Origin of the sequence: Bacillus chungangensis, from assembly GCF_030812995.1 — a bacterium.
Lineage (GTDB): Bacteria > Bacillota > Bacilli > Bacillales > Bacillaceae_C > Bacillus_CF > Bacillus_CF chungangensis.
Genome location: NZ_JAUSTT010000001.1, coordinates 303,318 through 320,843 on the forward strand (window position 1 = coordinate 303,318; position 17,526 = coordinate 320,843).

Sequence of the window (17,526 nt, forward strand, 5' to 3'; positions counted from 1 at the left end):
TCGTTATCAATAGTTTTAACCGCATTCAGATAGATATCCACTGCTAAATGTGAAGTCTATTTATTTTATTTAATGTACTGAAAAAACCTCCCTTTAGCGTTCTAGTTAAGAAATAGCTTCTTGATCCAATGTTTTTTGGACACGAACTTTACTAAAGAGAGGTTCGTTAAGAGGCAACATAATCAACCCACCAATCTTTTACTTTATCTGAAATAATTGGTGTGTGCTTAATGATTCCTTCGGCAACAAATGATTTATCTAGTGCTGCCTGAATAGATTCTACTGGCAGCAAAGCGGCAATATATAATACAATAAATAGTAAGATATAGATTTCTAGAAAAGCCAATATGCCTCCCATTAATCCATTTACTTGTTTGAGAACTGGAATATGTGCAACAAAATCAAGCATGGAGCCGATAAGATGAAGAATTATTTTAACAGCGAAAAAAATAATCGCGAAGGCAATTGCACGGTAAAATGCTTCATCCAAATTAGCACCATTAATGATCATAGAAAAGGTTGAGTTTTGATCCATAGCTGGGTAAGGAATCCAGAGCCGCAATTTTGGCGCTAACTCATCGTAATACAGATAGGCAGCTGTAAAAGCAATGATAAATCCTGTTAAATAAATAAATTGAAGAATAAAACCTCGTTTTAACCCAACGAGGAAACCAATAATAAAAATAATGATAATCGCTATATCTAGCATACATGCTTCAGTCCTTTAATTTCTTAAATTCACTTTCAAGCAGATCATACTGCTCCTTTAGTTTTATATAGTCATTGACAGCATTAACAGCTGTTAATACTGCTAGTTTGCTAATATCCAATGCAGGATTCTTAGCACTTATTTGGCGCATTTTTTCATCAACTGATGCAGCGACCCGTCGAATATGCTCATTTGATTCTGTCCCTATAATGATATACTGTTGGCCATATATCCCAACAGATGTACGTCTTTTATTTTCATCCGACACTCAGCGAGCCCCCTGTCCTAATGAATCCTACACCATATAATATCACGAATAAAAGGGGATGGAAAGTGATTGCATATAAAGCAAATAGAAGAGAAGCGCCGAAAAGAGGAGACTTCCGCGATCAATATCATATGATATAAAAACCTGCTGCAACAGAGAATTCCCCACTAATTCCCTCTCCAAAAAATTATTTTATTGAAATAAGAATACCAGTTCAACTTTTTAACTTAACATTAAAAAAGAATCAGATGGAAGCTCTTTTCCACCTGATGAGAAGCAATTACCTAAAATCACATACTAACATTTAGCTTTCATTCGCCGCAGCGTATCTTACCAATTCCATTCAGCAAGCGAAGCATACTGTTCACTTATATACGCTGCCTTTTGCAGCCAAACTTCCAACTCTAATGTATGTATGTCCAATTGTCCTATTTCCTCATAAAAGCGATAAAGCGACTTTATATCATCTAGCTGCTCATTGGAAATCGGTATTCTCTTCTCTCTTTCTTTTTGCATCTTTGTAAAAGCGGACATGCTATTCGCCATTATTTTATCCGCTGTTTCCTCATCTTCTTCATATTGTTGATACGCAATTGCAATTGCTTTTAATTCTGTATAAGCAGTATAAATTTGATCGGTGCTAGCAATCAACTGTTCTAATTGATCTTTTGATAATGCTTTATCATCAACCATTTCCTCTATAGGAACTTTGGTTAAAATTGTTTGTATGCCTACTGATAAAGCAGTCTGATAGCTTTTCACTTTTTGTTCTGGGTAATGCTGCTTCATACTTGTTTTTTGATAGAAAAAAATCGCTCCTACAGCGAACGCAAATAAGAGCGAGTAAATCTTTAAACGATTTTTTTTCATCTGTTTTCCTCCGAAGTTTCCGTAAACAACAAATTACTTGCGATCAAATCCGCTTTTTTCATATATTTCAGCTGCAGAAATGACTGTCCATTCTTCTGGTGTCAGGTTAGGCTCCTTTTCTAAAAATGCTTGTACCATTTTGTAGCCTTCGCTATAGCCAAAATGTTTGGGCAGTCCATTGCCTCCCAATAGAATTTCACGTTGTCTTTCAGGATCGCTTAATTCTAAATCTGGTTTAATCATCTCCCACTTGTCTGGATGATCTTCTTGATCAATGGATAAATAGTTTGCATCTGGGTAAACAAGTTTTTCAAATGTTATTGCTTTTCCTTCTAAGACAAGATGATCTAAAATGGTGGATGGTCCTGATTCACCTGCTAGCTTTTCTCCCCAGACACTATGATAATATCCATGAGCAGTACCAGCCTTTAAAATATTCTCGTCTACTAAACGATCAAAAAAGATGATTATTTTTCCTGTATCCAGCGTTAAAAAAGATTTTTCAGCTTTTTCTGGAACTGGAAAAATACAAACTGTCGTTTTACCTTCAGCCGGCAACTTCTCAGCTGATGTAAGCAAAGCTTCTTTGACGATTGCTTCGGTGTCTATACGATTGATTTTCTTTATGACCTCTTTAATGCCAATATCATTATTTGGTGCATTTTGAAGAAATGAATCAGCTAAATGGAGGTACTGGGCATCTTTAAAACAAGCGTCATAGTTTGGATCAATGATGTCTTTTTTGAAATTTTCTTGACGTTTTTCCTTATCGTCGAAATGTTCAAAATAATCATCGTATTGTTTATAAGCAGCAATTATTTCAAATTCTTGTTTTGTATCAGGGTGTTGAAATGATAGAGAATTTGTTTTTTCTTCTGGTGAATTCTTCGTGTCTGACTGATTACATGCCGTCAACATTACAACAGCAGCAAAAACCAATATTCTTCTTAATAATGCCTTCTTCTTTGTCCAACTTTTTTTCTGACGGAAGCAAGTATTCTTTCTCATTTTACTCCTCCTTCTTCATTTTTCTTTATCATAACAAAAAAAGGAGTATTCTCCTATACATTTTTTTATAAAAAAAGAAGGCTGCCTCTATAGGCAAGCCTGTTATTCCCGTAATACAGCAGCTGCTTTTTCTTTCACAGCTTGCAGCACTTTATCATGAATAGCAACCACTTCTTCATCTGTCAACGTTTTTTCTGGGTTGTAGTAGTTTAATGTAAAGGCGATTGATTTCTTCCCTGCTTCTAAATGTTCACCTTCATAGAGATCAAATACTTCAACAGTCTTCAACAGCGAGCCGCCAGCATCTTGAATAATTTCTTTCAGCTTGCCTGCGGCAACCGAACGATCAACGACTAAGGCAATATCTCGAGAAACTGCTGGGTATCGAGGAATAGCCTGATAACGAAGAGGAGAAACTGGATAAGCGAAAATCGGCCTTGTCTTCAGTTCAAAGACATAAGTTTCTTTTAAATCAAGGCGCTTTTGCACATTTGGATGGATTTGTCCAACAAATCCTATTACCTCATCGTCAAGAAGTATTTCTGCGGTTCGTCCAGGATGCATCCCATCTATCACAGCTGCTCGATAATGAATCGCTTCGTTCACGCCAAGCTTAGTGAATAGGCCTTCTAATAATCCTTTTGCAACATAAAAATCAACTTGTTTCTTTTCTCCTTGCCAGTCATGGGATTGCCATAAGCCAGTCATTGCCATTGCCAAATGCTCCTGCTCTTCTACCTGTTCTTTCTTATCATACTGTAAAAAGACAGATCCCATTTCATATAATGCAATGTGAGTATTTTTACGAGCAAGATTGTATGATAGTGATTCAAGCAGCTCCGGAACTAGACTTAAACGCAAGTGGCTTCTTTCTTCGCTCATTGGCATCGCGATTTTAACTGGAACACAATCATCCAGTGCATATGCGATCGCTTTTTCATCGCTTGTTAATGAGTAAGTAAGTGCTTGATATAGACCAGCACCCTCCATAAATCTTCTCGTTATCCGGCGCTTTCTCTGTTCATTTGTTAAATATCCCGGTGTAGTGGCACCTGTTGGCAGCGTTATTGGCAAACAATCGTATCCATAGATCCTAGCTACTTCCTCAATTAAATCCTCTTCTATCGTAATATCGCCCCGTCGTGTCGGGACTGTTACTTTCAGCATATTCCCTTCTTTTTTAACGTCAAATTGCAATCGCTGGAAGATCGCCTCTACTTCCGACATTTGGATCGCAGTGCCAAGGACAGAATTGATTTTCTCTACTGTAATGGAAATGACAGCAGGTTGTCTATCAAGGTAATTTTTCTCAACTGATCCTGATAACACTTCGGCATCAGCATATTTCGCCATTAACGCAGCAGCCCGCTCTGCAGCAGCCCGTACACGATTAGGATCAATACCTTTTTCAAATCGAATGCTCGCTTCACTTCTCAAGTGATGATCTTTAGAAGCTTTTCTCACTGTTTTCCCAGTAAAATAAGCTGATTCGAGCAAAACAGTCGTCGTATCATGTTGTACTTCAGAATCTGCACCACCCATCACACCTGCCAATGCAACAGGTACTTTTCCATTCGTAATCACTAAATGATCTTCAGTTAATGTTCTTTCTGCTCCATCAAGTGTAAGGATTTTTTCATTCTGATGTGCATGGCGAATGACGATTTCTTTAGAACCAAAGCGATCATAATCAAAAGCATGGAGCGGCTGGCCATATTCTAAAAGAATATAATTAGTAATATCAACAACATTGTTATGCGGACGAATGCCAGCAGCCATTAAGTAGCCTTGAAGCCATAACGGCGATGGTTTAATTTTGACATTTTTAATGACTTTTGCCACATATAATGGGTTCGCATCCTGCGCCTCGATTTGCACAGATATATAGCTTGCAGCCTCTTCTGAAGAAGGTGTCATTTTTGCCTCTGGCAAGGATACTTTCTGATCAAGAATAGCAGCTACTTCATAAGCAGTGCCAATCATACTTAGACAGTCAGAACGATTTGGTGTTAAATCAAATTCAAGCACTTCGTCGTCTAAATTTAATAATGAAAGCACATCTTCACCAATTTCAACATCTTCAGGAAATACAAAAATGCCATCAGCAAAATCTTTAGGTACAAGCTTTGCTTCCACCCCAAGCTCCTGTAATGAACAGATCATGCCATAGGATTCTTCTCCACGGAGTTTGGCGCGTTTAATTTTAAAATTTCCTGGAAGAACAGCTCCAACCTTTGCAACAGCAACTTTCTGTCCGGCTGCTACATTAGGAGCGCCACAAATAATTTGAACAGGCTCAGCTTCTCCAATATCAACAAGACATTTATTTAATGTATCTGCATTCGGATGTCGTTCACATGTTAAAACCTGACCAACGACAACTCCTTTTACACCTTTACTTATTTGTTTTACACCATCTACTTCGATTCCACTTCTCGTTATTTTTTCAGCCAATGCTTCTGCACTAATCCCATTTAGGTCAACATATTCTTTTAGCCATTTATAAGAAACTAACATTTTCTTCCTCCTCTATCATTCATGAAGTCCAAATTGCTTTAAGAACCGAACATCGTTTGTATAGAAATGACGAATATCATCCACTCCGTACTTCAACATTGCAATCCTTTCCGCTCCCATTCCAAAGGCAAATCCTGTATATTTTTCTGGATCAAACCCTGACATTTTTAGGACATTTGGATGTACCATTCCAGCACCTAAAATCTCTATCCAGCCCGTTTGTTTACAGACGTTGCATCCTTCACCTTCACAAATCATACAAGAGATATCCATTTCTACAGACGGTTCTGTAAATGGGAAAAAACTTGGGCGCAAACGAATTTCGCGATTCTCCCCAAACATTTTTTTAGCAAAAACCTCTAATGTTCCTTTTAAATCAGCCATTGTAATATTTTCTGCTACTGCAAGACCTTCAATTTGCATAAATTGATGAGAATGGGTCGCATCATCGTGATCACGGCGGTATACTTTGCCAGGGCATATAATCTTAACAGGCCCTTTGCCATTGTACTTTTCCATCGTTCGAACTTGTACTGGCGATGTTTGAGTGCGAAGCAGCATTTCTTCTGTGATATAGAAAGAGTCTTGCATATCACGCGCAGGGTGGTCTTTCGGCAAATTTAATGCTTCAAAATTATAGTAATCTTGTTCTACTTCTGGACCTTCTGCTACGGTATATCCCATCCCAATAAAAAGATCTTCTATTTCTTCGACCGTTTTCGTTAATGGATGATGATTGCCGACTCTAATTGGTCTGCCTGGAAGTGTAACATCAATCGTTTCCGCTGCTAATTGCTTTGCTACTGCAGCTTCTTCAAGCACTTTTTGTTTCTCAGCAAGCTTCTCCGTAATAGCACTTCTTACATCATTGCCAAGCGCCCCCATTTTAGGTCGCTCTTCTGCAGAAAGTTTGCCCATTCCACGCAGTACTTCAGTTATTGGTCCTTTTTTACCAAGATACGCAATCCTGATTTCATTTAATACTTTTAAATCAGCTGCTTTTTCAATTTTTTCTAGTGCCTCAATTTGTAGTTGTTTCAATTGTGATTCCACATTATTTCCTCCTCACATTGTGTTTATATTTTCATCGTCAGCTTTGATGGCAGAATGTTTGAAAAAGATTCATCCCCCCCTTAATTTTGAGACTTCCATTGGAGCGGTAAGGGGACGTCCTGTTTTTAACAAATTAAAAAACCTCGTTCCAGAAAGGGACGAGGTTTGATCGCGGTACCACCCTAATAAACAGATTATTTATCTGTTCACTTCATTATGATAACGGCTCTTACACCGGGGCATCTTTACGTTTTTTGTTGCGAAAAACGGTCCTGATGTCAACTCTGGAGGTGAACTTCATTTACATACAGCGATAAAAATGCTTGCAGTCAACGGCATCTTCTCCCTGAAAAGTGTATGTAAACTACTTTTCTCCGTCATTGTATTTATCTCGATATACTCCCGCCTTTACAGGCGGCCTTTGAATCATGTGGAGTAGAGCCAACTCATTCACTCTTTTGATGAAAGATCGATTCAAAAGTCCTTTTGAATATTTGAATAATCTTTATTATAGTACTTTGTAAACAATAATTCAAATTTCTTTTTAATTGCCTTATTACACCACCTGGCGACTTGTCGCCAATACGTTAAAAACTTGAGGAACAGTTCGTTATAACTATGGAGTCTTCGCATATTTACGATCAATTAGCATCTTTCAAATGGTAAAGTAAAATACCTGTTGCTACAGCAACATTTAAAGATTCACTCTTTCCATAAAGAGGTATATAAAGATTACTGGTGGTAAGACTCAAGTGTGTTTTTGCAACACCATTGCCTTCATTTCCAACGAGTAAAGCAAAAGAGGTGGAAGACTGAACAGTTTTATATGAGACTCCCCCTTCTAGTGCAGTGCCATAGACAGGTATTTGTTGATTTTGAAGTTTTTGTATCCATTCTGGCAATTGTCCTGTCAAGATAGGAAGATGAAAGTGACTTCCTTGTGCAGCGCGAATAACTTTTGAATTATACACATCTACTGTCCCCTCTCCAAGAATAACAGCATCTATTCCAGCCGCATCTGCCGTTCTAATCATTGTTCCCAAATTTCCTGGATCCTGGATAGCATCTAATAATAGAAATGTGCTTCCCTTTAGTGTAGAGACATTAAACTTTGGTATACGACAAATAGCAAATACACCTTGAGACGTTTCTGTAGATGACAAATGAGCGCTTACCTCTGCAGTAATTGTCGTTGTTGGAAAAGCCTGTAAATCCCAATGTAATGGGATATCCACATTTTCATCAATCATTAATGAAACGATCTCTTGGCGACTTTGTAGTGCTTCTTCTACGAGATGAAAACCTTCTATGATGTAAGTGCCTGTCCGATCACGGCCTTTTTTTGTTAATAATTTTCTCCATTCTTTTACTTGTTGATTTTTTACTGATTGAATATAAGTCAAATCAAATTCCTCCATAAAGAATAAAGTGAAACTTCCATCAGTGGGGTTTCCTACAAAGGATCTAAAAGCTAAAACGCGACGTCCTCGAAAAAGAAGTTCACTTTTTCTTCGTGCGATGTTGATTCAAGAAGCTTTCCTTTTCCTGTAAGCCCGAACCAATCGGACATTTAACTTTCAGTTATCCCTCACCTAGCGCTTCTGATTCCTCTTCTCCCTAAGGTGGGAGTCTTGACTCGCCAGTTAGATGTGGGATAAACTTCCTCATTTCTCACCGATGGTAAAGTTAGTATGGAACGGATTTCTTATATACCATACCATAATGAAACATATATCGTATAGAATACAAATACAAAGGAGATTGCTGACTTTGAATCTGAGCTTTGAAAAAGGATGGATACATAAATCTCTATTTGTTAAGACATGCTAAAACTATGTGTTCAATATGTTCATCAATATTTTATAGAAGGGAGCAGATTCAATGAACTTAAATCTCCGTAATGCGATTATTCACAATGTATCAGGGAATAATCAACAACAATTAGAGGATACAATCGTTGATGCAATTCACAGAGGAGAAGAAAAAATGCTGCCAGGCCTAGGCGTCCTCTTTGAAGTGATTTGGCAGCATGCAGATGAACAAGAAAAGCAAATGATGCTTCAAACACTAGAAGACGGGTTGAATAAAACACAATAAAGTTCATTATTCCCCTATTTTTTTGTAGAAAGTGAGGGGGCACCCACTTTAGTGACTGCCCCTTCGTATAAACCTCATATATCCAGTTAATATATACTTTTTTCCAAGCTCCATATACTAATTAGGAATAAAAATTAGAACTGTCCAATTCATTTTGGGATTATCGAGTCAATTAACTTTAAAAATATGTAAATACTGTTTATTTAGTAAAATTTTTTACTATAATTATATATTGTAAGTAATATAAAATAATTTACAACAGCTAACAGTGAAAAAGAAAATCCAGTTCAGCAGCGAACTGGATTAAAATAATGTCCTTTCTTATCCTCATCTGAAGAAAAACTGCTGTTTAATCTGCCAGTTTCCCTTACTAATCAAAAATAATCTTGTCTACTGCAGCTTTGTCCAACCGTTTTATCACCTCGATTAAGAGCTTAACCGTATGCTCATAATCATCTCGATGCAAAATGGCTGCATGCGTATGAATATATCTAGTTGCAAGCCCAATTGCTAAAGCTGGAACGCCGTTGGCAGTTAAATGAATCGCTCCTGCATCAGTTCCGCCGCCAGGGATTGCTTCATACTGATAAGGGATCTTTAACTCGTCCGCAATATTGATAACGAAATCACGCAAGCCTTTATGGGAAACCATTGAAGCATCATAAATAATGATTTGCGGCCCTGCCCCCATTTTACCCATCGCTTCTTTTTCTGTTACGCCAGGCGTATCGCCTGCTATTCCGACATCAACAGCAAATCCTATATCTGGGTTTACTTTAACTGCCGCTGTTTTCGCCCCGCGAAGACCGATCTCCTCTTGGACAGTACCGACTCCATACACGATATTCGGATGCTTGCTCCCTTTTAAGCCTTTTAAAACGTCAATGGCAATTGCGCATCCTATGCGATTATCCCAAGCTTTTGCCATAAGCATTTTTTCATTGTTCATCACGGTAAATTCAAAGTACGGTACAATCATGTCGCCTGGACGCACTCCCCACGCTGTTGCTTCTTCATCGTTACTGGCACCGATGTCAATGAACATATCCTTTATTTCGACTGGTTTCTTACGTGCCTCTGGGGATAAAATATGCGGCGGTTTAGAACCGATAACACCAGTAATGTCTCCTTTTGCCGTTACAATCGTCACACGCTGGGCTAACATTACTTGAGACCACCAGCCGCCAACTGTTTGAAAACGCAGAAAGCCTTTTTCATCGATTTGAGTAACCATGAAGCCGACCTCATCTAAATGACCAGCAACCATTACCTTTGGGCCATTCGGATCACCAACTTTTTTTGCAATTAAACTTCCTAACCCATCTGTTTCCATTTCATCTGCAAATGGTTCTATGTATTTTTTCATTACTGCACGAGGTTCCTTTTCATTCCCAGGAATTCCTCTTGCACCTGTTAGGTCTTTCAACATCACTAATGTTTCGTCAAGCTTCTTCATCTGTACAACCTCCCATGATAGTGTTAACCTCATTCTAATCGTAAACAGGCAACACTATTTACAGTCTCTCACTGACCCTAATGATTAATAGCCAGTCTGTTGTCTTTCATAGTTTACTTCATTTTTTTCTTTATATGCTTTTTGAACTTCTTCTAATGAAAAACCTAAGCTCCTCCCTAAAAGGAAATATTGTTGAAAAAGTGTTTCGTAGTCATCAAATGACATCGACTCAGAAAATCTCTGTATACAAGCGTATGTTTCTAAAAACAAATATGTAAGATCTGCTTGTTTTTGCTCTTCTGTCTGTATACTTAATATTTTTTTATCATAACCTAAAGCAAGTCCTAATGATAAAATAAAATGAACTCCGTCTACGAACTCTTCTAAAATAATTGCTTTAGACGCAGGCGACTTTTTACTCCAAAATTTGAAGCATCTTGTTTCATTTGCTAATTCGCTCAACTCAACTAGCAATGCCAATGTCCTTTGTTTTAACAGGGATTTATTTTCCAGCCCATGTTGTGATTCAATATAATGATCTAGTTGTCTTTGCATATCAAACCATTCTAATAATTCCATTATGATACCGCCTTTTTTATTTTTTGATAGTTAAAATTCTGGAACCTGTCTAAACGACATTCTCTTTACACAAACACCAAAATTTGATTCTATCAACCATCACCCTGTTGATCTCGTCCTAATAGGATATTGCAAACGAAAGAGTTGCTTGAAAAATGAAAGGTGATCCTGCTTTGCTTTTTTATAACCAAATCTGTTAATCACTTCGAAAATTGGGCCGATTTAGTTATAATAAGTTCACAACGTTAGCGTCATACAATAATCGTATATTTGTCCTCCTTTTTTTTTAAAAAAAATGTTTAAAAATGAAACCCTTCCCACAGCTTAATCGTAGAGATATAAGAATATGGAACGGAGGCTGTTAAAAATGATTGTTTTATTATCACGTTTAGCAATCCTAACTCTTATTATTTACATCATTTATCGAATCGTCAAATATATTATTGATCCGAAGCGAAAATTAGAGCACGCTCATGAACAAAAACAATTTTATTTTTACGATCATCCTGACAACGTTAGAAAAAATTTCCTCGTTACGTATCAAGGTGTATTATTTGAAGGAGAGAAATATTTAGGAACAACAGATAACGCTTTTGATGTTGTTTCTATATTTGTTTTCCCACGTAATGCTAATTCGCTGCAAGGGCTGTCTTACGATGATTTCATGCATTTGGAAAAAGAAATGAACCTCCGTTATCCAAACGCAAAAATTGATTGGAAAAGTCCAATTAAAGAATTTTTAACGAAAAAACGCCATGATTGAGTACGGCTGCTGCAGCCTTATAACAGAAAGAACTTTTTAAAAAACTCGGCACAGCTGTGTAGTGTTTATGGTTCATATCCTTCTTCAAAGGAAAACTGTGCCGATATTTTTTGACCCGTTGTCAGCTGAGCATGATGATAGATAAAAGCAGTAGAGTAGGGAAGGAAGAAAGAAACAAATAAAGGGATTACCACTAAGATTTACGATCGTTTTCACTTTTCTTGTCCATCATCATTTTCTATCCTTCTAGTTGCTGCATGAACAAAGAAGGTGCTGGGAATGTGAAAATGTCTGTTCCGTTGAAGTCATCCTAAAAGCAGCATTATAAGGCTATATCCAATCAGCTCTATTGCTGCTAGAATTGGAAGCCCCCATTTAAAAGCAGCGTGCTTGGTCTTATGGCGATACATCTTCATACCAACTGTCATACCAAGAGCGCCCCCAGCAAATGCAGCTTTCCATAATGTCGCTTCTCGTGTTCTTCTTTTTCTATATACTGCTAAATATTTATCACGCTTCATCATCTGAATGGCAATTACATTAATAGACATTCCATAAATCGTTAATAACCCTTTTACAATCTCCATCATGTTTTATCCTCAAATCGTATTTTCTTCCTTATTGAAAGTACATTTATTCCTTTTATTCTTCGTATTGTGTTACCGCCATTAAGAGTAAACAAGAATTTGCAATGCAGAAGTCTAGAAAATTTCCTTTTCCTGAGCTTCCACGATTCATCGGACATGTACTAATTTTAAATGAAGTTTTGATGAGTCAGGAGTGCAAGAAAGGTTCTGCCTACTTCCAGCTTCTCACGTCTAAATGAATAAAATATCGATAAAAAAAGCCATTCCCAGCAAAATGTGAATGACTTTTTCGATATAATTGTTTATTTTAATTGTGCTTTTGCTTTGTTTGCTAGTTCTGCAAAACCATTTAAATCATGAACAGCTAGATCAGCAAGCATTTTTCGGTTCACTTCGATGCCTGCAAGCTTGAGGCCATGCATCAAGCGGCTGTAAGAAAGATCGTTCATACGTGCTGCCGCATTAATACGTGTAATCCAAAGTTTACGGAAATCACGTTTTTTCTGACGACGGTCACGATATGCGTACATATAAGATTTCATTACTTGTTGATTGGCAACTTTAAATAATCTATGTTTAGATCCATAATAACCTTTTGCTAATTTTAGAACTTTTTTACGACGTCTGCGGGTCACTGCCCCACCTTTTACACGTGGCATAATATTTCCCTCCTAATTGATCATCACAATTATTTAATGTTATCTAACATATGGCGAATGCGTTTAAAGTCACCTTTAGAAACGATCGCTGATTTACGAAGTTTACGTTTTTGTTTTGTAGATTTGTTAGCAAATAAGTGACTTGTATATGCATGTGAACGTTTAAGTTTACCAGAACCTGTCTTTTTGAAACGCTTAGCAGAGCCGCGGTGTGTTTTCATTTTTGGCATCTTGGTATTCCTCCTATAACATTACTTTTCATTAATGGGTGCTAAAATTAAGAACATGCTGCGTCCGTCCATCTTTGGCCTTGATTCGATGGTGCTGACATCTTTACATTCTTCAGCGAAACGATTTAGTACACGCTGGCCAATTTCTTTATGTGTAATGGCACGGCCTTTAAATCGAATAGAAGCTTTTACTTTATCGCCTTTTTCAAGGAATTTACGTCCATTGCGAAGCTTCGTATTGAAGTCATGTTCATCGATTGTTGGACTTAAGCGCACTTCTTTTACATTGATAACTTTTTGTTTCTTTCTTGTTTCTTTATCTTTCTTTTGTTGTTCAAAACGATATTTACCATAATCCATAATTCGAGCTACTGGGGGTTTTGCGTTTGGAGCAACAAGTACAACATCAAGATTAACTCGCGAAGCTATGTCGATTGCTTCATTTCGTGTTTTAACTCCAAGCTGCTCGCCGTTTTGGTCGATAAGACGAACTTCACGAGCACGAATTCCATCGTTTACCAACATGTCTTTGCTAATGGTTAGCCACCTCCAAGAATTTTTAAACACATCAGTAGTAAATCTGTCAGTAATCTTTCGGATTTTAGACTTCCGCTTCCAAAGCTAAGCTCTTTCAATCAGTTGAATAGAATCTCCATCTAAATTCCCCTTGAGTTCACTGATACTACTATCTTCTTAAGCGTACTATTGTACACTGTTAGAATACAAGGTTTGGGTCATCATTTGATCCTCATAGCAAAGGAGCAAAACACTGTACAGAGATTTTCATTCTCTCATCACTTTTTATAAAAATTTAAACAGAAAAAAAGCACCGGTTGAAGAACCCGCACTACATTCACAATCATTAATCATAGAATGGCATTCATCATGGCCTGTAAACAGCAAATGTGCGTCAAGCAGGCGAGAAGCGGGTGCTTCTTCTTTCCCAAAAAGTTGTATTCAGTTGACCTTAGATAATATACCATAAGGCAGATAATCTGTCAATTAACTTCGTTGATTTTAACAAAAATCAGTTCTTCTTGCAATTGTTTTTTCAACCTGCTTTTTTTAAGGCTAAAAAATACAGAAAGAGAGCCATCGCTCCCTTCCTGCTTCAATTAAATTTCAGCTTCTTTTTGCAATCGATCCATAAAATCTTGAAATGCAATTGTTTCTGATTTTTGCTCGCCATATTTACGAACATTGACAGCTTGATTTTCAACTTCCTGGTCTCCAACTACGAGCATGTAAGGGATTTTTTGCATTTGTGCTTCACGGATTTTGTAGCCAATCTTCTCATCACGAACATCCATTTCAACTCGGAAACCAGCAGCGCGAAGTTTCTCTTCAATCTGTTTTGCATAGTCATGATGAACCTCAGGAGATACAGGAATAATTTGTACTTGCACTGGTGCAAGCCAAGTAGGGAAAGCTCCAGCATAATGTTCTATCAAAATGCCGAAAAAGCGATCAATCGAACCATAAATAGCGCGATGAATAACAACTGGACGTACTTTCTTATTATGTTCATCAATATAAGTAAGATCAAATTTCTCAGGCATTTGAAAGTCTAATTGGATTGTTGCACATTGGTGGCTCCGACCTAAAGCATCTTTAATATGGAAGTCAATTTTAGGTCCATAGAATGCCCCATCCCCTTCGTTTAAGTGGAAATCTACTTCTAGATCTTTGAGCACTTTTTCCAGTGATTGCTCTGCATGCTCCCAAAGGCTGTCATCGCCCATGGAATCTTCAGGTCTTGTTGAAAGCTCCACTGTGTAAGAGAAATTGAAGAGGCGATAAATTTTATCTACAAGTTTAAAAACTTGTTTAATTTCACTTTCGATTTGATCAGGTCTAACGAAAATATGAGCATCGTCTTGACAAAAAGTACGGACACGGAACATGCCATTTAATGCACCGCTGAATTCGTGACGATGAACTTGGCCAAATTCTGCCATTCGAATCGGCAAATCACGATAAGAATGTAAATCGTTTTTAAAAATGAGCATGTGGCCTGGGCAATTCATCGGTTTCATTGCAAAGCGAGTATGATCTACTTCTGAAAAATACATATTTTCATGATAATGATCCCAATGTCCTGATTGCTCCCATAGACGCTGGTTCATCATAAATGGCGTACGAACTTCTTCATAATCTGCTTCTCGCTGCAATTTACGAGAAATATTTTCAAGTTCTGTACGAATGATTTGGCCTTTTGGCAAATAAAATGGCATTCCCGGTGCTTCTTCTGAGAACATGAACAACCCTAGTTCTTTACCGAGTTTCCGATGATCGCGCTTTTTTGCTTCTTCCAAAAACTGAAGATGTGCATCTAAATCCGCTTTTTTAAAAAATGCAGTTCCATAAATGCGTTGAAGCATTTTATTATTGCTATCACCGCGCCAATAAGCACCTGCAACATTTAATAATTGGAATGCTTTAATTTTGTTTGTTGATGGGACATGAACGCCACGACAAAGATCAAAAAATTCACCTTGCTTATAGATAGTTACTTTTTCATCTTCGGGTATAGCAGTAATTAATTCTTGTTTATAAGGATCATCACCGAATAGTTTTTTTGCTTCTTCACGGCTTACTTCCTTACGAATAACTTCCAAATTTTCACTGACAATCTTTTTCATTTCTTTTTCGATTTTCTTTAAATGATCAGGCGTAATTGCTTCTTCGACATCGATATCATAATAAAAGCCGGCTTCTATTACAGGTCCAACACCAAGCTTGACATTTGGATAAAGGCGCTTAACAGCTTGCGCCATTAAATGAGCGGTGCTATGACGTAAAATTTCCAATGCCTCTTCACTATCTGAAGTTATAATTTCCACTTTTCCATCTGCTGAAATTGGAGTTCGTAAATCAAGCAGTTGGTTATTCCATTTGCCAGCCAATGCTTTCTTTTTTAATCCAGGACTGATCGAAGCAGCAATATCCTCTGTTGTAACAGGTGATGGAAATTCCTTTACAGCACCATCTGGAAAAGTAATCTTCACGACTTCTGACATTTCCTTCACTTCCTTTTTATACTATTTATCCCACATCTAACTGGCAGTAAGACCCCCACCTTAAGAGTAAGAGGAATCAGTGGGGAATAAGAGAAAACCCCCACTGATAAGTTTCACTTTATCTATCCACGGATGCATGGAAACACAAAAAAGCCCATCCCTAAAAAGGGACGAGCTTGTTGCACGCGGTTCCACCCTCATTTTCATACTGCTAAAATTTCACACAGCATGACTTCGGTTCAGATAACGGCTGCATCCGTCAACCGCTCACAATATGTTCACGGTTGAAGTTCAAAGGCGGTAAATATTCTATCCGTATTAGGAAGATTTCAGCCATGCCTTCCCTCTCTTTAAATCGTAATAGACTATTCTTGTCCTTCTCATTACTGATAGATAATATGAGATGATTTTGAACCTATTATAGTAGGTTATGACAAAAAAAGCAAGGTTCGCTTTTCGTTATCTTTTAAAAAATCACATCTCCCTGAAACTGCAGAAAACGTGAGGTAAAGTAACTTCCATCAGTGGGGGATTCTCTCATCCCTCACTGATGGTTGGTAACACAAAGGCTTAGGCAAAACATTTAATCCAATAGTGAAATGTTTTTGGATCAATTCCTAGCTTTAAAGCAAACGAACGGTAGCCTTTTGTTCCATTCAAATAATATGGAACAGCCCCAATCTTTTGTGTCGCAGTAAATTTAACCACTAATTTACACCTCCATTGTTAGATCTGTGTCTAACAATTGAGGTGCAGTTTATTACTCTAACTCTTAAGGTGGGGGTCTTACTACCAGTAGATGTGGGATAAATGATTTTCCTCTTCTTTGTTTTTAAGAAGAGGATTCCCCGCTTTTCAACAATGATCTTCCCTCTAAAAAGGTGGATTTCGGGTAGATGGCAACTCGTTCTTCGAAAATGTTTTTAATGGTTCTGATTAATCCTTGCTCTGGGTGATCCGTATATAATATAATAGCTGCTGGTGCTATAGACAATAGTGGGGCAATAGTATTAGAATCTACATAAATCGGGTGGTTGATTAACAATCGACGGTCTAAATAACGATTAAGCACTTCATCTGAGATTTGTTCAAAATCACCGTCATAAAAAACACGATGATTAGAAAAATAAATGCGTACAATCTCTCTTTTCGGAGCTTTTCCCTGTAAGTAATCTCGAAGCATTTGAATATATACTTGATAATCTTGTTCCATTTTATATTCATCAATCGCAATCTCTACATAACTAATGAGATCTTCATAATAATTTTTTAATCGAAATGTTAAAAAAGAATCAAAAGAAATACGTGCTGATTGCTCAAAAAGTGGGCGAACTGCTTGTTCAATCGTATTCATATCATTTGTTTTATTTAATAATGCCGTTAACTCCTGGCGCTTGCCATTTAACATTTCGGAGACAATTTCTCCAATTTGGATTCTCTCGAATTCCTCCTCGTAAAAGAAATGGTTTTTTAGAATCTCTTGTATCCAATCATTTCGTTTTTTTCTTTTAATAAAATCAATAAAAGCTTTCTCAAGATGGTTCAATGAAATTTTGTTCATATCAATTTTTAAAACAAATTGCTTTTGATTCTGTATAGATGTTTCACAATAATGGGATGCTTTTGTCATTTTATATAAATGCTCATGAAGCCAAATAGCATCATGAAAGCTTTTAAAAGTAAACTCCAATGTCAATCTCCCCTTTTTCG

18 protein-coding genes and 3 other annotated features are annotated in these 17,526 nt (G+C 37.3%); of the genes, 2 read left to right on the forward strand and 16 right to left on the reverse strand.

Annotated features, from left to right (window positions below; genetic code table 11):
• Window positions 1–166 precede the first annotated feature (166 nt).
• The 7 genes from J2S08_RS01630 to J2S08_RS01660 form a co-directional block, all read right to left on the reverse strand.
• Entirely contained in the window at window positions 167–709 is a 543-nt protein-coding gene (locus J2S08_RS01630) for a CvpA family protein (RefSeq protein ID WP_307226011.1), read from the reverse strand.
• A gap of 7 nt (window positions 710–716) precedes the next feature.
• A complete protein-coding gene (gene zapA, locus J2S08_RS01635; protein ID WP_307226013.1) occupies window positions 717–977 on the reverse strand; it encodes a cell division protein ZapA in 261 nt (86 codons plus the stop codon).
• 330 nt (window positions 978–1,307) lie between these two features.
• Complete coding sequence (locus J2S08_RS01640) at window positions 1,308–1,847, reverse strand: hypothetical protein (RefSeq protein ID WP_307226015.1); 540 nt, start codon at window positions 1,845–1,847, stop codon at window positions 1,308–1,310.
• A 33-nt stretch (window positions 1,848–1,880) separates the two neighbouring features.
• Window positions 1,881–2,855 carry a DUF2268 domain-containing putative Zn-dependent protease gene (locus tag J2S08_RS01645; protein ID WP_307226017.1) on the reverse strand — a complete coding sequence of 325 codons (975 nt, stop codon included), beginning with the start codon at window positions 2,853–2,855 and terminating at the stop codon, window positions 1,881–1,883.
• 102 nt (window positions 2,856–2,957) lie between these two features.
• Window positions 2,958–5,372 (reverse strand): phenylalanine--tRNA ligase subunit beta, encoded by a 2,415-nt coding sequence (pheT, locus tag J2S08_RS01650; protein WP_307226019.1) that lies wholly within the window; start codon window positions 5,370–5,372, stop codon window positions 2,958–2,960.
• A gap of 15 nt (window positions 5,373–5,387) precedes the next feature.
• Entirely contained in the window at window positions 5,388–6,425 is a 1,038-nt protein-coding gene (gene pheS / locus J2S08_RS01655) for a phenylalanine--tRNA ligase subunit alpha (RefSeq protein ID WP_307226021.1), read from the reverse strand.
• A 151-nt stretch (window positions 6,426–6,576) separates the two neighbouring features.
• Window positions 6,577–6,815, reverse strand: a binding site (T-box leader).
• A gap of 251 nt (window positions 6,816–7,066) precedes the next feature.
• Window positions 7,067–7,828, reverse strand: a complete 762-nt coding sequence (locus J2S08_RS01660) for a TrmH family RNA methyltransferase (protein ID WP_307226022.1) — start codon at window positions 7,826–7,828, stop codon at window positions 7,067–7,069.
• A gap of 478 nt (window positions 7,829–8,306) precedes the next feature.
• Between J2S08_RS01660 and sspI the strand changes: the two genes are divergently transcribed.
• On the forward strand, window positions 8,307–8,522 hold the full coding sequence (sspI, locus tag J2S08_RS01665) for a small acid-soluble spore protein SspI (RefSeq protein ID WP_307226024.1): 216 nt from the start codon (window positions 8,307–8,309) through the stop codon (window positions 8,520–8,522).
• A gap of 370 nt (window positions 8,523–8,892) precedes the next feature.
• On the opposite strand, the gene J2S08_RS01670 is transcribed toward sspI, so the two are convergent.
• Together J2S08_RS01670 and J2S08_RS01675 are read right to left on the reverse strand one after the other, a co-directional pair.
• The gene (locus J2S08_RS01670) at window positions 8,893–9,978 is read right to left on the reverse strand and encodes a M42 family metallopeptidase (protein ID WP_307226026.1); all 1,086 of its coding nucleotides are present in this window, start codon (window positions 9,976–9,978) and stop codon (window positions 8,893–8,895) included.
• Between the two features lie 84 nt (window positions 9,979–10,062).
• Window positions 10,063–10,557, reverse strand: a complete 495-nt coding sequence (locus tag J2S08_RS01675; protein ID WP_307226028.1) for a dUTP diphosphatase — start codon at window positions 10,555–10,557, stop codon at window positions 10,063–10,065.
• Window positions 10,558–10,927: 370 nt separating this feature from the next.
• On the opposite strand from J2S08_RS01675, the gene J2S08_RS01680 reads away from it, so the two are divergent.
• On the forward strand, window positions 10,928–11,320 hold the full coding sequence (locus tag J2S08_RS01680) for a sigma-w pathway protein ysdB (RefSeq protein ID WP_370875613.1): 393 nt from the start codon (window positions 10,928–10,930) through the stop codon (window positions 11,318–11,320).
• Between the two features lie 305 nt (window positions 11,321–11,625).
• On the opposite strand, the gene J2S08_RS01685 is transcribed toward J2S08_RS01680, so the two are convergent.
• From J2S08_RS01685 to ytxC, 7 genes are all read right to left on the reverse strand, one after another.
• Entirely contained in the window at window positions 11,626–11,907 is a 282-nt protein-coding gene (locus J2S08_RS01685; protein ID WP_307226031.1) for a DUF1294 domain-containing protein, read from the reverse strand.
• A gap of 302 nt (window positions 11,908–12,209) precedes the next feature.
• The gene (rplT, locus tag J2S08_RS01690; protein WP_307226033.1) at window positions 12,210–12,566 is read right to left on the reverse strand and encodes a 50S ribosomal protein L20; all 357 of its coding nucleotides are present in this window, start codon (window positions 12,564–12,566) and stop codon (window positions 12,210–12,212) included.
• Between the two features lie 29 nt (window positions 12,567–12,595).
• A complete protein-coding gene (rpmI, locus tag J2S08_RS01695) occupies window positions 12,596–12,796 on the reverse strand; it encodes a 50S ribosomal protein L35 (protein WP_307226035.1) in 201 nt (66 codons plus the stop codon).
• Between the two features lie 21 nt (window positions 12,797–12,817).
• Window positions 12,818–13,321, reverse strand: coding sequence for a translation initiation factor IF-3 (gene infC / locus J2S08_RS01700; protein ID WP_307226037.1), 504 nt, complete (start codon window positions 13,319–13,321; stop codon window positions 12,818–12,820).
• 289 nt (window positions 13,322–13,610) lie between these two features.
• Window positions 13,611–13,743, reverse strand: a sequence feature (ribosomal protein L20 leader region).
• A 168-nt stretch (window positions 13,744–13,911) separates the two neighbouring features.
• The gene (thrS, locus tag J2S08_RS01705) at window positions 13,912–15,816 is read right to left on the reverse strand and encodes a threonine--tRNA ligase (protein WP_307226039.1); all 1,905 of its coding nucleotides are present in this window, start codon (window positions 15,814–15,816) and stop codon (window positions 13,912–13,914) included.
• A gap of 163 nt (window positions 15,817–15,979) precedes the next feature.
• Window positions 15,980–16,209: a binding site (T-box leader), on the reverse strand.
• A 177-nt stretch (window positions 16,210–16,386) separates the two neighbouring features.
• Window positions 16,387–16,524, reverse strand: a complete 138-nt coding sequence (locus J2S08_RS01710) for a helix-turn-helix domain-containing protein (protein ID WP_307226041.1) — start codon at window positions 16,522–16,524, stop codon at window positions 16,387–16,389.
• Between the two features lie 124 nt (window positions 16,525–16,648).
• The gene (gene ytxC / locus J2S08_RS01715; protein ID WP_307226043.1) at window positions 16,649–17,506 is read right to left on the reverse strand and encodes a sporulation protein YtxC; all 858 of its coding nucleotides are present in this window, start codon (window positions 17,504–17,506) and stop codon (window positions 16,649–16,651) included.
• Window positions 17,507–17,526: the final 20 nt, after the last annotated feature.